General features: G+C 68.2%; 14 protein-coding genes. 8 read left to right on the top strand and 6 right to left on the bottom strand.

The genetic code is table 11. From position 1 onward, the window contains the following. Positions 1–82: 82 nt before the first annotated feature. Positions 83–619, bottom strand: a complete 537-nt coding sequence (locus FHS23_RS02840) for a hypothetical protein (RefSeq protein WP_343053594.1) — start codon at positions 617–619, stop codon at positions 83–85. A 265-nt stretch (positions 620–884) separates the two neighbouring features. Between FHS23_RS02840 and FHS23_RS02835 the strand changes: the two genes are divergently transcribed. Genes FHS23_RS02835 through FHS23_RS02815 form a run of 5 tightly spaced genes read left to right on the top strand, consistent with a single transcriptional unit; the run spans position 885 to position 6,456 of the window. Then, positions 885–2,795 carry a BCCT family transporter gene (locus FHS23_RS02835; protein WP_183647247.1) on the top strand — a complete coding sequence of 637 codons (1,911 nt, stop codon included), beginning with the start codon at positions 885–887 and terminating at the stop codon, positions 2,793–2,795. Then, a complete protein-coding gene (locus FHS23_RS02830; RefSeq protein ID WP_183647244.1) occupies positions 2,792–3,439 on the top strand; it encodes an ABC transporter permease subunit in 648 nt (215 codons plus the stop codon). The genes FHS23_RS02835 and FHS23_RS02830 overlap by 4 nt, the downstream gene beginning before the upstream one ends. A 43-nt stretch (positions 3,440–3,482) precedes the next feature. After that, positions 3,483–4,706 carry an ATP-binding cassette domain-containing protein gene (locus FHS23_RS02825; protein WP_183650700.1) on the top strand — a complete coding sequence of 408 codons (1,224 nt, stop codon included), beginning with the start codon at positions 3,483–3,485 and terminating at the stop codon, positions 4,704–4,706. Then, positions 4,703–5,479, top strand: a complete 777-nt coding sequence (locus FHS23_RS02820; RefSeq protein WP_183647240.1) for an ABC transporter permease — start codon at positions 4,703–4,705, stop codon at positions 5,477–5,479. The genes FHS23_RS02825 and FHS23_RS02820 overlap by 4 nt, the downstream gene beginning before the upstream one ends. After that, positions 5,476–6,456: a glycine betaine ABC transporter substrate-binding protein gene (locus FHS23_RS02815; RefSeq protein WP_183647237.1), complete on the top strand. Its 981-nt coding sequence runs from the start codon at positions 5,476–5,478 to the stop codon at positions 6,454–6,456. The genes FHS23_RS02820 and FHS23_RS02815 overlap by 4 nt, the downstream gene beginning before the upstream one ends. 64 nt (positions 6,457–6,520) lie before the next feature. Here FHS23_RS02815 and FHS23_RS02810 read toward each other — a convergent pair whose 3' ends face one another. Then, positions 6,521–7,123: a DUF6474 family protein gene (locus FHS23_RS02810; protein ID WP_221218935.1), complete on the bottom strand. Its 603-nt coding sequence runs from the start codon at positions 7,121–7,123 to the stop codon at positions 6,521–6,523. A 170-nt stretch (positions 7,124–7,293) separates the two neighbouring features. On the opposite strand from FHS23_RS02810, the gene FHS23_RS02805 reads away from it, so the two are divergent. Continuing rightward, complete coding sequence (locus FHS23_RS02805; protein WP_183647234.1) at positions 7,294–8,991, top strand: TM0106 family RecB-like putative nuclease; 1,698 nt, start codon at positions 7,294–7,296, stop codon at positions 8,989–8,991. Here FHS23_RS02805 and FHS23_RS02800 read toward each other — a convergent pair. The 3 genes from FHS23_RS02800 to FHS23_RS02790 all read right to left on the bottom strand — a co-directional run bounded on the left by FHS23_RS02800 (position 8,975) and on the right by FHS23_RS02790 (position 11,878). After that, entirely contained in the window at positions 8,975–10,300 is a 1,326-nt protein-coding gene (locus FHS23_RS02800) for an HNH endonuclease signature motif containing protein (RefSeq protein ID WP_183647231.1), read from the bottom strand. The genes FHS23_RS02805 and FHS23_RS02800 overlap by 17 nt on opposite strands. 606 nt (positions 10,301–10,906) lie before the next feature. Beyond that, positions 10,907–11,665: an SDR family NAD(P)-dependent oxidoreductase gene (locus tag FHS23_RS02795; RefSeq protein WP_183647228.1), complete on the bottom strand. Its 759-nt coding sequence runs from the start codon at positions 11,663–11,665 to the stop codon at positions 10,907–10,909. A gap of 45 nt (positions 11,666–11,710) precedes the next feature. Further along, complete coding sequence (locus tag FHS23_RS02790; RefSeq protein ID WP_183651257.1) at positions 11,711–11,878, bottom strand: hypothetical protein; 168 nt, start codon at positions 11,876–11,878, stop codon at positions 11,711–11,713. On the opposite strand from FHS23_RS02790, the gene FHS23_RS02785 reads away from it, so the two are divergent. Together FHS23_RS02785 and FHS23_RS02780 are read left to right on the top strand one after the other, a co-directional pair. Then, a complete protein-coding gene (locus tag FHS23_RS02785; protein ID WP_183647225.1) occupies positions 11,798–13,108 on the top strand; it encodes a UDP-glucose dehydrogenase family protein in 1,311 nt (436 codons plus the stop codon). The two genes, FHS23_RS02790 and FHS23_RS02785, sit on opposite strands and share 81 nt — an antisense overlap. Positions 13,109–13,215: 107 nt before the next feature. Further along, entirely contained in the window at positions 13,216–14,943 is a 1,728-nt protein-coding gene (locus FHS23_RS02780) for a gamma-glutamyltransferase family protein (protein ID WP_183650683.1), read from the top strand. A 105-nt stretch (positions 14,944–15,048) separates the two neighbouring features. Here FHS23_RS02780 and FHS23_RS02775 read toward each other — a convergent pair whose 3' ends face one another. Next, a complete protein-coding gene (locus FHS23_RS02775) occupies positions 15,049–15,402 on the bottom strand; it encodes a nuclear transport factor 2 family protein (protein WP_183647223.1) in 354 nt (117 codons plus the stop codon). Between the last annotated feature and the right edge of the window lie 30 nt (positions 15,403–15,432).

Below are 15,432 nucleotides of genomic sequence, written 5' to 3'. Positions count from 1 at the left end.
CGAGCGCGATGGCGCGGCTGCCCGCGGGTCGACGCGGCGAGGGCCCGCGCGGACCTGCGCGCGGGGTGGACGAACTTCTCGATCAGGAGACGGCGGGCGGACCGCGGCGGCCGTGTACGCGGCGGAGCAGGACGTCGACGACGGTGGTTGCGGCGTCGGGGAGCGCGAGCGGCGGGTGGGCGGCGACGTGCTGCGGCCGCCGGTACGGCCGCCATCGCCACGTGACCACCGGCAGGATCGCGCGGACGGCCGTGCTCGCGCGTGCGAGCACGGCCTCGGCGTGGGCGAGGACGCACGCGGTGGCGACGGTGGCCAGCGCGTGACCGGCGAGCATGGCGGGCCCTTCGCCGCCGTGGCCGGACAGCGTAGTGAGCAGGATGTGCGCGGCGAGCTGACCCGATCCGAGGAACAGCAGGATGCCGCGGATGCCGCGCGCACGGTGCGCGGTGGCCGTGGCGACCCATCCGATGAGTGACGACACGACGACCGTTGTCGCCGGATGGGGGAGTCCACCGCCTGCGGCGCCGTGCGCGGTTACCGACAGTGCCGCCGACGTCGCCGCGAGTAGAACACCACGAACGGCCGGCATGAGGCGTTCGGACGGCGTTCGTGTGCGCACGCCGTCAGCCTATCGGCCGCGTTGATCGCGTCCCGTTTGGTCGTAGATGCCGGAAGCGCAGGTGAAACAGTCCGCGAGAACGGCGGAAACCGTTGCCCATCGGTGCCCGATCGGCAACAGTGCACCGTGCGGGCGCGGCCCGTCACGTCATGCGATGTGCTTAAGATGCTGCTCCGAACGAGCGAACACCACCTCGTGCGCAGGGAAGGTTGGCTCGCGACCAGGAAGGAGAACGCGTCCGTCGTGATCGGACGGGCGTGTGCCTATGTCCACACAATCCGGTAAGGACGGCGCGACGGGTGGAGACCCGGACGTGCCCGGCGACCCGACCGCAGAGCCGGTAGCGGGCAACGGCAAGGGGAGCGGTCCCGAGGGCTCGGCGACGTCCGGCGGCCGTGCGACGGTGGCCGCGCACGCGAATCCGCCCGAAGCGGCGGGTCCGGGTGGTGTCGACCCCGCCGATGGTGCCGTCCCTGTTGACGGCGCTGTCCCTGTCGACGGTGCCGGCGAACCGGTCCTGTCCGCCGCCGACCGGGAGGCCGTCACCGACCGGCCGGTGTTCGTCATCGCGGCGATCCTGGCCCTCGCGATCATCGCCTGGGGTGTGCTGAAGCCCGACAGTCTGCTGTCGGTGTCCGAAGCGCTGCTGTTCGACGCCGTGATCCCGTTCGGCGGGTGGGTGTTCGTGCTCACGGCCAGCGGTTTCGTGGTGTTCGCGCTCGCCCTCGCGATCAGCCGCTACGGGCGGATCAAACTCGGCCGGGACAAGGAGCGGCCCGAGTTCCGCACCTCGTCGTGGGTGGCGATGATGTTCAGCGCCGGCATGGGCATCGGACTGATGTTCTTCGGCGCCACCGAACCGGTGACGTTCCTCGCCTCGCCGCCACCCGGCACCGGCCTCGCGCCGAACTCGGACGAGGCACTGCACACCGCGATGGCGACGACCCTGTTCCACTGGACGGTGCACCCGTGGGCGATCTACGCCGTCGTCGGCCTCGCGATCGCCTACAGCGCGTTCCGCCGCGGCCGTAGCCAGCTGCTCAGTTCGGTGTTCTGGCCCCTGCTCGGCGGGCGGCACACCGGCGGTCCGCTGGGCAAGGCCATCGACGTGATGGCGATCTTCGCGACGCTGTTCGGTTCGGCCGCTTCGCTCGGCCTGGGTGCGTTGCAGGTCGGCGGTGGTCTCGGTGCGGTCGGCTGGATCGACAGCCCCGGTAGCGGGCTGCTGGTCGGGATCATCGCCGTGCTGACGGTGTGCTTCATCGCCTCGGCCGTGTCCGGCGTGGCCAAGGGCATCCAGTGGCTGTCGAACATCAACATGGTGCTGGCCGCCGTGCTGGCCGTGTTCATCCTGGTGGTCGGGCCGACGGTGATGATCCTGAACCTGGTCCCGAACGCCATCGGTAACTTCGTGCGCGAGCTGCCGGAGATGGCGGGCCGCACCGGCGCCACCGGTGGTCAGGCCATGCAGGACTGGCTGTCCACCTGGACGATCTTCTACTGGGCCTGGTGGATCTCGTGGACGCCCTTCGTGGGCATGTTCATCGCGCGCATCTCGCGTGGCCGGACGATCCGCCAGTTCATCGTCGGCGTGATCGCCGTGCCCAGCGCCGTGAGCCTCGTCTGGTTCGCGATCTTTGGCGGCGCCGCGATGGACATCCAGCAGCGCGGCACGGACGGCATCCCCGGCAACGGCGGCGCCGACCTGTACCAGGGCGGGGACGTCTCGTCCGAGGTCATCACGTTCACGATGCTCGAGAACCTGCCGTGGTTCCTGCCCGCCGCGATCATCGTGATGATCCTCGTGTCGATCTTCTTCGTCTCGGGCGCCGACGCCGCGTCGGTCGTGATGGGCACGCTGTCGCAGAAGGGGTCGGTCGAGCCCAAGCGCAACGTCGTCATCTTCTGGGGCGTGATCATGGGTGCGGTCGCCGCGGTGATGCTCATCGCCGGTGGCGAGACCGGACTCGACGGGCTGCAATACCTGACGATCCTGATCGCCGTGCCGTTCGTGTTCGTCATGGTCGGGCTGTGCGTGTCGCTGTGGAAGGACTTGCGTAGCGACCCGCTGATCCTCAAGGAGGACGAGATGCGCAGGTCGCTGGAGGAGATTCATGACGAACGCATCGAAGAGCGCCGGGCGCGGCGCCGTGGATTGAGAGCGCGGCGCCGGTGAGCCTGTTCGACTACATCGCCGATCGGTGGGATCGGCTGGCCCTGCAGTCGTGGCTGCACGTCAGTGAGGTCGTGCAGTCCACGCTGCTGGCTGCGGTGCTGGGCGTGCTGATCGGCGTTGCGGTGTACCGCAGCCCGGTCGGCTCCGCCGTGGCCACCGCGCTGGCCAGCACGATCCTCACGATCCCGTCGTTCGCCCTGCTCGGGCTGTTGATCCCGGTGTTCGGCCTCGGGCCGACGCCCGCCGTCGTGGCGCTGGTGTTGTACGCGCTGTTGCCGATCACGCGCAACACGATCGTCGGCCTGGCCGGCGTCGACCCCGCCGTGACCGACGCCGCCAAGGGCATCGGCATGGGCAGGACCGCCGTGCTCACGCGGGTCGAGCTGCGCCTCGCGTGGCCCGCGATCCTCGCAGGTATGCGCGTGGCCACGCAGATGCTGATGGGCATCGCCGTCATCGCCGCGTACGCCAAGGGACCAGGTCTCGGCGGCGAGGTGTTCTCTGGACTGACCAGAGCGGGCAGCGCCAACGCGACGAACCAGGCACTCGCGGGCACGCTCGGCGTCGTGGTCCTCGCGCTGCTGCTCGAGGGCGTCTACTTCCTCATCGCCCGCTTCACCGTTTCGAGAGGTATCCGTGGCTGACAAAGGCGAGACCGCCGTGACTCCCGATTCGACCGCCGGCGCCGTGTCCGGCGCCGAGATCCAGCTCGAGGGGGTCACGAAGCGCTACCCCGGGTCGGCGGAGCCCGCGGTGAAGGACGTGACGATGACGATCCCCGCGGGCAAGATCGTCGTGCTCGTGGGCCCGTCCGGCTGCGGCAAGACCACCACGATGCGGATGATCAACCGGCTGATCGAGCCGACGTCCGGCCGCATCACCATCGGCGGCGAGGACGCGCTGAAGCTCGACGACGTGAAGCTGCGCCGCAAGATCGGCTACGCGATCCAACAGGCCGGCCTGTTCCCGCACTTCACGGTGGCGCAGAACATCGCCGTCGTGCCCGGGTTGCTCGGCTGGGACAAAAAGCGCATCGCCGAACGGGTCGACGAGTTGATGGACCTCGTCGGCCTCGACGTCGCCCAGTTCCGCGATCGCTACCCGCGGCAGTTGTCCGGCGGGCAGCAGCAGCGCGTCGGTGTGGCACGGGCGCTGGCCGCGGATCCGCCCGTGCTGCTGATGGACGAGCCGTTCGGCGCGGTCGACCCGATCACGCGCGGGATCCTGCAGGACGAACTGCTGCGCCTGCAGGCCGACCTCGGCAAGACGATCGTGTTCGTCACGCACGACTTCGACGAGGCCGTCAAGCTCGGCGACCGGATCGCCGTGCTGGGCGAGGCGTCGAGCATCCAGCAGTACGACACCCCGGAGGCGATTCTCGCCAACCCGGCGAACGACATGGTCGCGGGATTCGTGGGCGCGGGCGCGTCGCTCAAGCAGCTGACCCTGCTGCGTGTGCGCGACGTCGACTATCCCGACATCGCGATGACCGCCGACGAGAGCGAATCGCCGTCCGACCTGCGGGCGAGGATGGCGAAGGCGGGTAAGACGTACGCGCTGCTCGTCGACCGGAGGCGCAGGCCGCAGCGGTGGGTGCACGTGCGCAACCTGTCGTCGGTGAGGTCCCTGGCCGGCGTCGGCAGGCCGGTGGGCGACACGGTGAGCACCCGGTCGACGTTGCAGGACGCGCTCGAGGCGATCCTCGCCGAGGGTGGCCACGCCGTCGTGACCGGCACCCGCGGCGAGTACGTCGGGATGATCGACATCGAGACGGTGACCGGCGTGCTGGCACAGCTGCGGGAGGAACACGAGAACACCGACGGTGGCGATTCGGCCGACGACGCCGGCGACGGTGGTGACTCGGCCGGCGGCGCCGGGGCGGCGGCCGAACCCGGAGCGAGTGCGTCATGAGCGACGTCGACGTGGCCGGGAGTGCCGCCGAGTCGCGGGCGAAGAAGGCCGACCGGGCGCGGCTGCTGGCGCAGCCGTTGGTGGTGCTCGTGGTCGTGGGCGCGGTGCTGGTGTGGGCGTTCACCAGGAACAACGACGAGATCGAGGCCCAATCGATCCAGGCGGGCGTGCTGCTGACGAAGACGTGGGAGCACCTGCTGATCACGGCCGTCGTGACGGCGATCGTGGTCGGGCTGGCGGTGCCGCTGGGGGCGATGCTGACGAGGCGGTGGGCGAAGCCCGTGGCGCCGCTGTTCCTCGGCATCGCGAACATCGGGCAGGCGGCGCCCGCCCTGGGTGTGCTGGTGCTGTTCTTCCTGTGGACGGGCTGGGAGGGCCTGTGGGCGGCGGCGTTGCCGATCGCGTTCTACTCGCTGCTGCCTGTGCTGCGGAACACGATCGTCGGCATCCAGTCCGTCGACCCGGCGCTGGTGGACGCCGCGCGGGGGATCGGCATGTCGCCGCGGTCGGTGCTGCTGCGGGTGGAGATGCCGCTCGCGCTGCCGATGGTGCTGGCGGGCATACGGACGTCGCTGGTGCTGGCGGTCGGCACGGCGACGCTGGCGTTCTTCGTCAACGGCGGTGGGCTCGGCGAGCTGGTGGACACCGGATACAAGCTGAACCGGCCCGAGGTGCTTGTCGTCGGGGCGGTGCTGGCCGTCGGGTTGGCGCTGCTCGTCGACTGGCTCGGTGCGTTGGCCGAACAGCTGCTCGGACCGAAGGGGCTGCGATGAGGATCGGGAAGCGGATCGGTCGCAGAGTGCGGTCGATGGTCGCGGCCGGGCTGCTGCTGACGACGACCGCAGGGTGCGGGCTGACCGTCAACGCCGCGCTGCCGTACGACGTGGAGCCGGGGTCGATCCCCCGGATGCCTGCGCTCGACGGTGTCGAGGTGACGGTCGGGTCGAAGGATTTCACCGAACAGATCGTTCTGGGCTACATCGCGCAGCTCGCCCTGGAGGCGGCAGGTGCCGACACGGTGGACCTGACGAACATCGCCGGTTCGAACAGCGCCCGGTACGCCCTCGAGGACGGGCAGATCGACGTGCAATGGGAGTACACGGGCACCGCGTGGCTGTCGTATCTCGGAGAGGACACGCCGATCGCGGACGAACGTGCTCAGTACGAGGCGGTGCGCAAGGCGGATCTGAAGCGCAACGACCTGATGTGGCTGCCGTACTCGGACGTCAACAACACGTACGCATTCGCGACCACGGAGGAGTTCGCGCGCGAGCACGGGCTGCGGACGATGTCGGATATGACGGAGTTCGTGAAGCAGCACCCGAAGGAGTCCGTGTTCTGCGTTGAGACGGAGTTCGCCAGCCGCCCGGACGGCATGCCGGGCGTGACCGAGACGTACGGCTTCCCTGTGACGACGACGAAGACATTCGGTACGGGAGCGATTTACGCGGCGGTCGCCAACGGCACGTGCAACTTCGGCGAGGTGTTCACCACCGACGGTCGCATCGCGGGACTGAACCTGCGGGTGCTCGCCGACGACAAGCGGTTCTTTCCCCAGTACAACGCGGCCGTGACGGTGCGGAAGGACTTCTACGACGAGCACCCGCAGATCGCCGAGGTGATGGCGCCGGTCGCCGACGCCCTCGACAACGACGAGATCATCGAGCTGAACAAGAAGGTCGACGTCGACGGTGCCGACCCGTCCCAGGTGGCCTACGACTGGATGCGGGAGAAGGGTTTCATCCGCTGAGCCGTCTCGCACGCACGGTGCCCGCCGTGCGTGCGACGTCGTGCACCGGCCACGCCACGCTGGGTCACGCCACGCCGAGGCGCCGCAGCAGCTCGGACTCGAGGTTGTCGAGCTCGGAGGCGATGGCCTTGTGGGCGGCCTTGCGGCGGGTCGACGGCATGTGTTCCGCGGCGCGCACCGAGGCGGTGAGCTGCTCAAGGGTGCCCTGGGCGTGCTGGGCGAACGAGACGTCGTCGTCGGTGACCTGCGGCGCGCGCCGTAGCTCCGCCAGGCCGTCAGCCGCGCCGGCGATGCGGGCGAGTAGGCCGCCGCCGTGGCCGCTGTACTCGGACAGTTGCTCGACCGGGACGCCGATCTTGCGCGCCTGGTAGCGGTCGTACGCTTCGCGAACGGTGCCCGCGGCGCGCACGGCCAGCGGCACCAGTGCGGGTCCGACCGCGGGGATGACGATCTTCGCCACCTTGACCGCGTTCTTCGCCTTCTGCGGTGTCAGGCCCGACTCGTGCTCGCCGGACTTGGCGGCCTTCTTCGCTGCCTTCCGCTCCTTCTTCGCCGCCTTCTTCGACTTGGCCGGCGCTGACTCGGAGACGTCCGGGAACGTGGAGGGCTCCGAGGGCTCGGACAAGACGTCGTCCTCGTGGCCTGTGTTGCGGGATGTGCGGGCCATCGCCGTTCCTCGCCTCCGGTTCCGGTCGGTTACGTGGTGCACGGGCTCCCGGTGTCGGGACTCCGGAGCACCGTGCTCGTGTTGACGGTTGCGGCAGAACTTACTGCTCATACCGGGCCGGGAGCACGTCGCCTCCGGGAGTGTCGGGGCCTTCTCATAAAGTGAACACCATGGTTGACGAGGTGTTGCTCGACGCGGGCGTGGTCACACGGTGTCGTCGGCGGGTGCATCTCGACAACGACCCCACGATGGTGGGAACGCAGCTCGCACTGCCCGACCCCTCCGCTGAGCAGCGGATCGCCGACGCGGAAGCCCACCGGATCGACGTCTCGGAGCGGCTACAGGCGGCTACCGCCCCGATCGGTGACGACGAGAATCCGGCGGCCCCGATTGGGACGGGTGACGAGTCGGCCGGGACGGCATGGGCCGTCGTCCCCACCGACCTGCCTCCGGCGGATCGCGCCGGGCTCACGCTCACCGCGCTCGAAGAAGGCGTCGCCTACATCTGGGGTGGGTTGCTGCCGCGCGATCGGGAGGCCGGGCGTCGCGGTGGCATTCAGCTGCTCGTCCGAACCGTCGACGGGTACGTGCCGGTGCTCGTCGTTCGGCACCGCATCACGGACCCGGGCGAGGGTGCGCGGACGACCGCGCTGACGGACCTGGACCCTGCCAACGCGTTGACCGACCCGGACCGCAAGGTGCGGTCGCACCCGCGGGACCAGCTGCGACTCGCTCACACCTACCGACTTCTCCAGGCTGCAGGGTTCGCCGAGCCGGATCGGGCGATCGGAGGCGTGATCGGGCTCGATGCGGATGTGGTGCTGTGGCACGACCTGGAAGCTGGAACGTGGCCGGGCGGGCGGGCCGCGCTCGAGGAGTATGACAGCCGGTTCGCCGATCGCCTCGCCGTGGCGCGTGCTGCCGCTGCACGTGATGAGCCGCTTGCCGAGCCATCGCGAATCCTCGAATGCAAGGGCTGCCCGTGGTGGCCGACCTGCGAGGCAGAGCTCAAGAGGGTGCGTGACGTGAGCCTTGTGGTGCGGGGCGAGGACGCCATGGAGCTCCGTCGCGCCGGCATCGCGACGGTGGACAAGCTCGCCGCTCTCGACGTCCACGACGAACCGCCTATTCAGTGGACGGGTGTGTCGTTCTCGGATGCCGTGTCGCTGGCGAAGGCGTGGCTTGCGGACCTGACGATGGTGCGGCGGGTCCCGGAAGTGACGGTGTCGCGTGGTGACGTCGAGGTCGACATAGACATGGAGAGTTTTGGCGACGCCGGCGCGTACCTGTGGGGCTGTCTGCTCAACGGGGCGGACATCGGTGTCGAGCGCGGTTATCACTCGTTCGCTACGTGGGAGCCGCTGCCGACGGACGACGAGGCGCGGTCGTTCGCCGCGTTCTGGGCGTGGCTGACGGACGTACGCCGGCGCACGGACGCCGCCGGGTTGCAGTTCCGTGCGTATTGCTACAACGCGTTGGCCGAGAACCGTTGGTTGTACGCCTCCGCGGAGCGGTTCGCCGGGTTCCCCGGCGTGCCGTCGAAGGCGGAGGTGCGGGCGTTCGTCGATTCGGACGAGTGGGTCGACCTGTTCCGAAGCGTGTCCGATCAGTTTCTGTGTTCGCACGGCAAGGGGCTCAAGGTGGTTGCACCGGTGGCCGGTTTCGCCTGGCGCGATGCGGAGGCGGGCGGTGAAGCGTCGATGCGGTGGTATCGCGACGCGGTCGGCATGGACGGCGCGGAACCTGACGTGGTGCAGCGTTCCAGGTTGCTCCAGTACAACGAGGACGACGTGCTCGCCACGCACGCCTTGCGCTTGTGGATCAGTGAGCGTGCCATGACCGAGGTCCCGTTCATGGATGACCTGTGACGCTCGACGTGCGATGAGCACCGTTCTGTCCGCTGTTCGCTCGATTTCCGGTCGTACCATGGTTCGTTCTGGCCCGATTCCCGTTGCGGCGGTTGCCGCGACGTCGACGTCGTTTCCGTTCCGCACGCTTTTGCCGGTCGGTGGCGTTCTCGAGATGGATGGGTTTTCCGGTGCGGACGGTTCCCTCCGGCGTCGTTATGCGGACTGTGCCGTCGGCTTCGAGTTCGAATGCCCAGCCGGGTGTGTGCTTGACGATATGGTGCCGTCGGCAGAGCCCAACCAGGTTCGCCGCGCACGTCGGTCCCTCGCATCCGTGCGGTTGCACATGGTCGAGATCCGCGAATTGGGCCGGACGGTGGCAGCCTGGGAATCGACATTCGCGGTCGCGAACTTTCACGAAATCGGCTGTGACTGCCGGCGGCCGGTACCGCTCTCTGCCGATATCCAGCGGGGCACCGGTGTGGGGGTCGGTGATGATTCGCCGCCATGTCGACGTCCGGTCGGAAGCGATCCGCCTCGCCACTTCCGCGGGCACGGGGCCGTGGCCTGACAGCTGCGCGGGGTTGTCACGGATGCCGATGAGCGTGTCGAAGTCGATGTGGATGTAAATCTCGGCTTTGCCCGTTCGACTCGTCGGCAGAAGTCTCGCGGATGACCGCGTGCCACCGGACCCCTCATAGCGTCCGCAGGAACAGTCGGCCAGCAGGTGGTCGGCGAGCAGGTCGGCACGTAACTGGTCCGTCGTCCGGTCTTCAGTGCGGCTGCGCATGGCGCGGGCACTCCGGTCGATACGAGCATATACAGCCGAGGCCTGTTCTGCGGGCAGGTAGGCGGAAACCGTCGCCATCGCGTCTTCGCGGTGGCGCAGCGCCACCTTTCGTTCCGTACGTCGCTGACGTGCTCGTGCTGCGGCGCCGTCGGGATCCACACGATGGACCGCGTTGTAGGCGATCCGGCGAATGGAGGAAGCACTGCGGTCTATCAGTTTGTCCGCGACGATGGTGTCCACACGGCTGGCCTTCGTTGTGGAAAGTGGCGTCGTCTGATTGACCACTTTGGATGCCTTGAACAGATCGATGTCGCCACGTGCCAGCGCGGCCGAGGTGTTCGGCAGTCGCGATGTCAGCTGACGGGCCCATTCGAGTTCTCGCCGCACCACGTGTTCGGACTCGCCTCGTGCGAGTGCCAGCTCGGCGGTCACATCGGTGGTTCTCTCGTGCTCTTCCGAGTACGCGGCGAGTGTTTTCAGGTATTCCGCCTGTGCCTCGCCGACTCGGCGCCAGGCGTGTACGACATCGGCAATCCTCATCGATCCCCCTCGTTTCGTGGGCGGCAACATTACACACGAATCCGAGATCTTGGCAAACCTATGTTCGAACCACTCGATCAGGCGACACTGTGACCTGTGCGCCTGTGCCACACTCGACCCTGCGCCCGCACACCGACCGTGGTCGCAAGTGCGGGCGGGTCCGCTCCGTGTGCCAAGGGCACAGTGCCATCAGTACAGCGCCACTCGAAGTCACAGGTCAGGCCGAAGTCCAGGTCGGACCGAAGTCACGGTGGTCCCGGTTCAGCCGAACGTTCCACAGATCAGCCCCGCAGTGATGACGACGCCGCGAAGTGGGCCTTTCCGACAGGCGTGATGTGGAAAAGGGGGCCGATGATGTTGTGGCGTTCGTGTGCCGGGCATGGATCATCGCCCGGAGCTGCATGTCTCCGACGTGTCAGGAAGACTGAGCGGTGCTGGGTATTTCGGTGTCGAGAATGCATTCCGCCCCCGAGGCGGAATGATCTCGGGGGCGGAATGCGGTTGTGTGCACGGCGACGCGTCGCAATCGACACGAGCGGTGCCGGCGCACCACCGGCATGGAGGCGGCACTGCCGAACGGGAGCCGTGACTGGTCGGCTATCGGCGTCAGCGCGGGGCCATGCGAAGGGAACCGTCGAGGCGGATCACATCACCGTTGAGGTAGTCGTGTTCGACGATGTCGACTGCCAGCTGCCCGTACTCGTCCGGACGGCCGAGCCGCTTGGGGAACGGCACCCCCGAAGCGAGGCCGGCGCGGAACTCGTCGCTCACGGTCGCCAGCATCGGCGTGTCGATGATGCCCGGTGCGATGGTCATGACGCGAATGCCCTGCGAGGCCAGATCGCGGGCGGCCGGCACGGTCATGCCCACGACACCGCCCTTCGAGGCCGAGTAGGCGATCTGGCCGATCTGACCCTCGATGGCGGCGACCGACGCAGTGTTGATCACGACGCCGCGCTGTCCGTCCTCGAGCGGCTCAGTGTTCGCGATGGCCTCGGCCGCGAGTGTCATGACGTTGAACGTCCCGACCAGGTTGATGTTCACGACCTTCTGGAACAGGTCGAGGTCGTGCGTGCCATTCTTCGACAGGATCCGTGCCGACGGGCCGATGCCGGCGCAGTTGACGACGATGCGCAGCGGGACATCACTGGACGAAGCCTGGTCGACGGCAGTCCGCAGCGCAGCACCGTCGGTCACGTCGGCCTCGACGTAGGTGACACCTTCGATTTCCTCGGCCTTCTCGATCGAGGCCGCGAGGTCGAATGCGAACACACGGGCGCCTTTGGCGGCCAGCGCCTTCGCGGCAGCGCCGCCGAGTCCGGAAGCGCCACCCGTCACGATGGCCGCGGTGTCCTTGATCTGCATGCTCGTCCCTTCTCGCACGTCTTCGAGCAGGCTGAGCGTACGTGGTCACGCGGTCGATTCGTTGACCAATGTCCGCCTGCTGGTTCCCTCGACGTTCGCCCGCAGGTCACCGGCGACTGTGACCGTTCCCTCATGAACCCTGCGCGGATCGTCGTGGTCGGAACGGGATACGTCGGACTCACCACGGGCGCCTGCCTTGCAAGTCTTGGTCATCGGGTGACCTGTGCGGATGTGGACAGAGTGAAGGTCGCGCGGCTGTCGGCAGGCCGCGTGGACATCGTCGAGCCCGGCCTGCCGGAACTGGTGCAGCGCGGGCTCGCGGACGAGACATTGTCTTTCGTCGTAGGCGCCGCGGACGCGGTCGCGGACGCGGATGCGGTGTTCCTGTGTGTGCCGACCCCCATGGGTGCCGGTGGCGCAGCCGACCTCCGAGCTGTGGAAAAGGTCGTCACCGAGCTGGCAGACAGGTTGCCGTCCGGCTGCGTGGTGGTCACCAAGTCGACCGTTCCGGTCGGGACGGCACGGCGGATCAGTGCTCTGCTCGGTCGGTCCGATGTGCCGGTGGTGTCGAACCCGGAGTTCCTGCGCGAAGGTAGCGCGGTCGACGACTTCCTGGGGCCGGACAGGATCGTCGTCGGCTCCGATACGCCGGAGGCGGCGCAGACCGTCGTCGACCTGTACTCCGAGCTGGGTGCACCGTCGGTCGTTGCGGACGCGGCAAGTGCGGAACTGGTCAAGTACGCGGCCAATTGCTTCCTCGCGATGAAGCTGTCGTACGTGAATTCGGTCGCAGAGCTGTGCGAACGGTTCGGCGCGGACATCAAGTCGGTCACGGAGGGCATGGGCTACGACCGGCGCATCGGACGGTCCTTCTTGGAACCCGGCCCGGGTTGGGGAGGTTCGTGCCTGCCCAAGGACACGAGTGCCTTGCTGCGTATGTCCGAATCGGTCGGCTTCGGGTTCGATCTGCTCGGTGCCGCGATCGCTGAGAACCTCGCCCAGAGGGAGCGTGTCATCTCGAAGATCGCGAGGGCGGTCGGCGGTGACCTTTCCGGCGCTCGGATCGGCCTGCTGGGGCTTGCGTTCAAAGCGGGCACCAACGACCTGCGCGATTCGCCTGCACTGGGTGTGGCTTCGGTGTTGTGCGCCCACGGGGCGGAGGTCACTGCCTACGACCCGGCGGTCGCCGAGGAGCAGCCCGGGATGCTCGTGGTCGACAGTGCATACCGGGCGGCGAAAGGTGCCGACGCGGTCGTCGTACTCACGGAGTGGCCGGAGTTCCGCAGGCTGGACTGGCACGTCATGGCCGAGGCGATGCACGGCGACACAGTGTTGGACACGCGGAACCTGCTCGACCCGGCCACGGTGCTCGACGCGGGCCTGAGCTGGCAGGGGATCGGCAGGCCACGGGTGGTCGAATACGCCACCCCTGCCGTCGGGTGACATCTCGTTAGTTGAGGTAACTACCTGATTCGCCGTAGGGTCGCGGCGTGTCTGCTGCGAATCCTTCCGCGTTCACCACCAGGCCCGAACTTGTCGGAACCCACGGCATGGTCGCCTCGACGCACTGGCTCGCGTCGACGGCGGGCATGGCCGTACTGGAAGATGGGGGCAATGCGTTCGACGCCGCAGTCGCCGCGGGCTTCGTCCTCCAGGTCGCCGAGCCGCACCTGAACGGACCTGGTGGACAGGTGCCGGCGATCTTCGCTCCGGCAGGTGGGGGCCCGCGGGTGCTCTGTGGTCAGGGAGGTGCACCGGCTGCGGCCACGATCGGTCACTTCGACGACCTCGGACTGAAGCTGATTCCCGGCAGTGGACTGCTGTCGGCCACGGTGCCGGGTGCGTGGGATGCCTGGTTGCTCCTTCTCCGTGATTACGGCACGAAGTCGCTCCGCGAAGTGCTCGGGTACGCCATTTCGTACGCCTGGAACGGCATCCCCATTCTCGGTCGAATCGCTTCGACCATCGACGCGGTGTCCGACCTGTTCACGACGCACTGGCCGACATCCGCACAGCTGTGGCTTTCTGGCGGTGATGCGCCGACCGTGGGTTCGCTACATTCGAACCGCGTCCTCGCCCGGACCTGGGAGCGACTGCTCGGCGAAGCCGAAACAGTGTCGGGCAGGGAGGAGCAGATCGACGCCGCGCGACGGGCATGGTCACAGGGATTTGTCGCCGAGGCCGTCGACACGTTCAGCCGTACCGCATTCCGCGACGACTCGGGTCGTGACCACGCGGGGCTTCTGACCGGCGACGACCTCGCGTCGTGGGAGGCGTCCTATGAGGATGCCGTCGTGGCCGACTTCGGAGAGTGGAGCCTCGTCAAATGCGGCGCATGGACGCAGGGCCCCACCCTTGTGCAGCAACTCCGCATTCTCGAGGAACTCGACCTGTCGTATGTGGATGGTAAACCGACGGCACGCACGATCCACCTGGCCACCGAAGCCGCGAAACTCGCCTTCGCAGACCGCGAAGCCTGGTACGGCGACTCCGGTGACGTGCCGATCGACCGTCTTCTGTCACGCGAGTATGCCGCGCACCGCCGGGCCCTGATCGGCGACGAAGCGAGCGACCGGTTGCGTCCCGGCGGGGACGGCGCCCGCCTACCGGAGATGATCGAACATACGCGTGGCACGACCGCCGGATCCGGCTCGATCGGCGAACCCACCGTCGAGCCGCAGGGTCGAACTCGCGGTGACACCGTGCACATCGACGTCGTCGACGCAGCGGGCAACATTGTGTCCGCGACACCGTCCGGTGGCTGGCTCCAGTCGTCGCCGACGATCCCGGGGCTTGGCTTCTGCCTGGACTCCCGGGCCCAGATGTTCTGGCTCGAAGACGGGCTTCCCAACTCGCTCGCGCCCGGGAAGCGGCCGCGAATCACGCTGTCGCCGTCGATGGCACTGCGGGATGGCGAACCGACTCTCGCGTTCGGCACACCGGGCGGCGATCAGCAGGACCAATGGCAGCTCTGCTTCTGGCTCGCGCACGTCGGTGCCGGACTGAACCTCCAGGAATCGATCGACGCGCCGGCATGGCACACGACGGCGTTCCCGAGCTCGTTCTACCCCAGGTCGTGGACGCCGAAGGAGCTCGTCGTCGAATCGCGCGTCGGCGAGGAGGCGCTTGCCGACCTGGCGGACCGCGGTCACGACGTGGTCGACGCCGGGCCGTGGGCGTTGGGACGCCTTTCGGCGGTGTCGCGCGACCCGAACGGTGGGACCCTCCGCGGTGCGGCGAACGCGCGTGGGATGCAGGGCTACGCCGTCGGCCGGTGATTCAGCCGAGTCGGCGTGGGCGCCGGTGTTCCACGGCGTGGCCAGTCATCGCGCGACCGGCGCCACGCCCGGTTCCGCGGGTCATGGTGCGGTCAGGCACGCGGGTCACGGCGTTTCGGCGATCACCCAGTACTCGACGAACACGCGGCCGTCGTGGCGGAGGACGTCGTGGCCGTGGAATTCGGCCGGCGTTCCCTTCCGGTGGCCGTGGGCGACCCAGCGGGCGCTGATCAGGTCACCGTCGACGATCGGTCCGACGTCGAGGGCGAATGTGAGCTCGTCGAACATCCCGCGGCCCTCACGAATCACGGCCGCCAGTTGATCGGGGCCGTTGACCAGTGCGGGGCGCCCCGGCCAGTGGCCGACGAAGTCGCGGGCAACGATCCGCGCCGCGATCGATTCCAGGTCGTCGAGGTCGCCGTTCCACAGTTCGTCGAGCCACCGCGTGTACAGGGTCATGGCCACTCCTCGTGCTCGCCCGGCGGGTTT

This window comes from Prauserella isguenensis, from assembly GCF_014191605.1.
Classification (GTDB): domain Bacteria; phylum Actinomycetota; class Actinomycetes; order Mycobacteriales; family Pseudonocardiaceae; genus Prauserella; species Prauserella isguenensis.
This window is presented reverse-complemented; position numbering and strand designations above follow the sequence as displayed.

What these genes read in the sequence shown, in the direction of transcription:
- FHS23_RS02835 (WP_183647247.1), top strand. Translation starts at nt 885, where the DNA reads ATGTCCACACAATCCGGTAAGGACGGCGCGACGGGTGGAGACCCGGAC.
- FHS23_RS02820 (WP_183647240.1), top strand. Translation starts at nt 4,703, where the DNA reads ATGAGCGACGTCGACGTGGCCGGGAGTGCCGCCGAGTCGCGGGCGAAG.
- FHS23_RS02815 (WP_183647237.1), top strand. Translation starts at nt 5,476, where the DNA reads ATGAGGATCGGGAAGCGGATCGGTCGCAGAGTGCGGTCGATGGTCGCG.
- FHS23_RS02810 (WP_221218935.1), bottom strand. Translation starts at nt 7,123, where the DNA reads ATGGCCCGCACATCCCGCAACACAGGCCACGAGGACGACGTCTTGTCC.
- FHS23_RS02805 (WP_183647234.1), top strand. Translation starts at nt 7,294, where the DNA reads ATGGTTGACGAGGTGTTGCTCGACGCGGGCGTGGTCACACGGTGTCGT.
- FHS23_RS02800 (WP_183647231.1), bottom strand. Translation starts at nt 10,300, where the DNA reads ATGAGGATTGCCGATGTCGTACACGCCTGGCGCCGAGTCGGCGAGGCA.
- FHS23_RS02795 (WP_183647228.1), bottom strand. Translation starts at nt 11,665, where the DNA reads ATGCAGATCAAGGACACCGCGGCCATCGTGACGGGTGGCGCTTCCGGA.
- FHS23_RS02785 (WP_183647225.1), top strand. Translation starts at nt 11,798, where the DNA reads ATGAACCCTGCGCGGATCGTCGTGGTCGGAACGGGATACGTCGGACTC.
- FHS23_RS02790 (WP_183651257.1), bottom strand. Translation starts at nt 11,878, where the DNA reads ATGACCAAGACTTGCAAGGCAGGCGCCCGTGGTGAGTCCGACGTATCC.
- FHS23_RS02780 (WP_183650683.1), top strand. Translation starts at nt 13,216, where the DNA reads ATGGTCGCCTCGACGCACTGGCTCGCGTCGACGGCGGGCATGGCCGTA.
- FHS23_RS02775 (WP_183647223.1), bottom strand. Translation starts at nt 15,402, where the DNA reads ATGACCCTGTACACGCGGTGGCTCGACGAACTGTGGAACGGCGACCTC.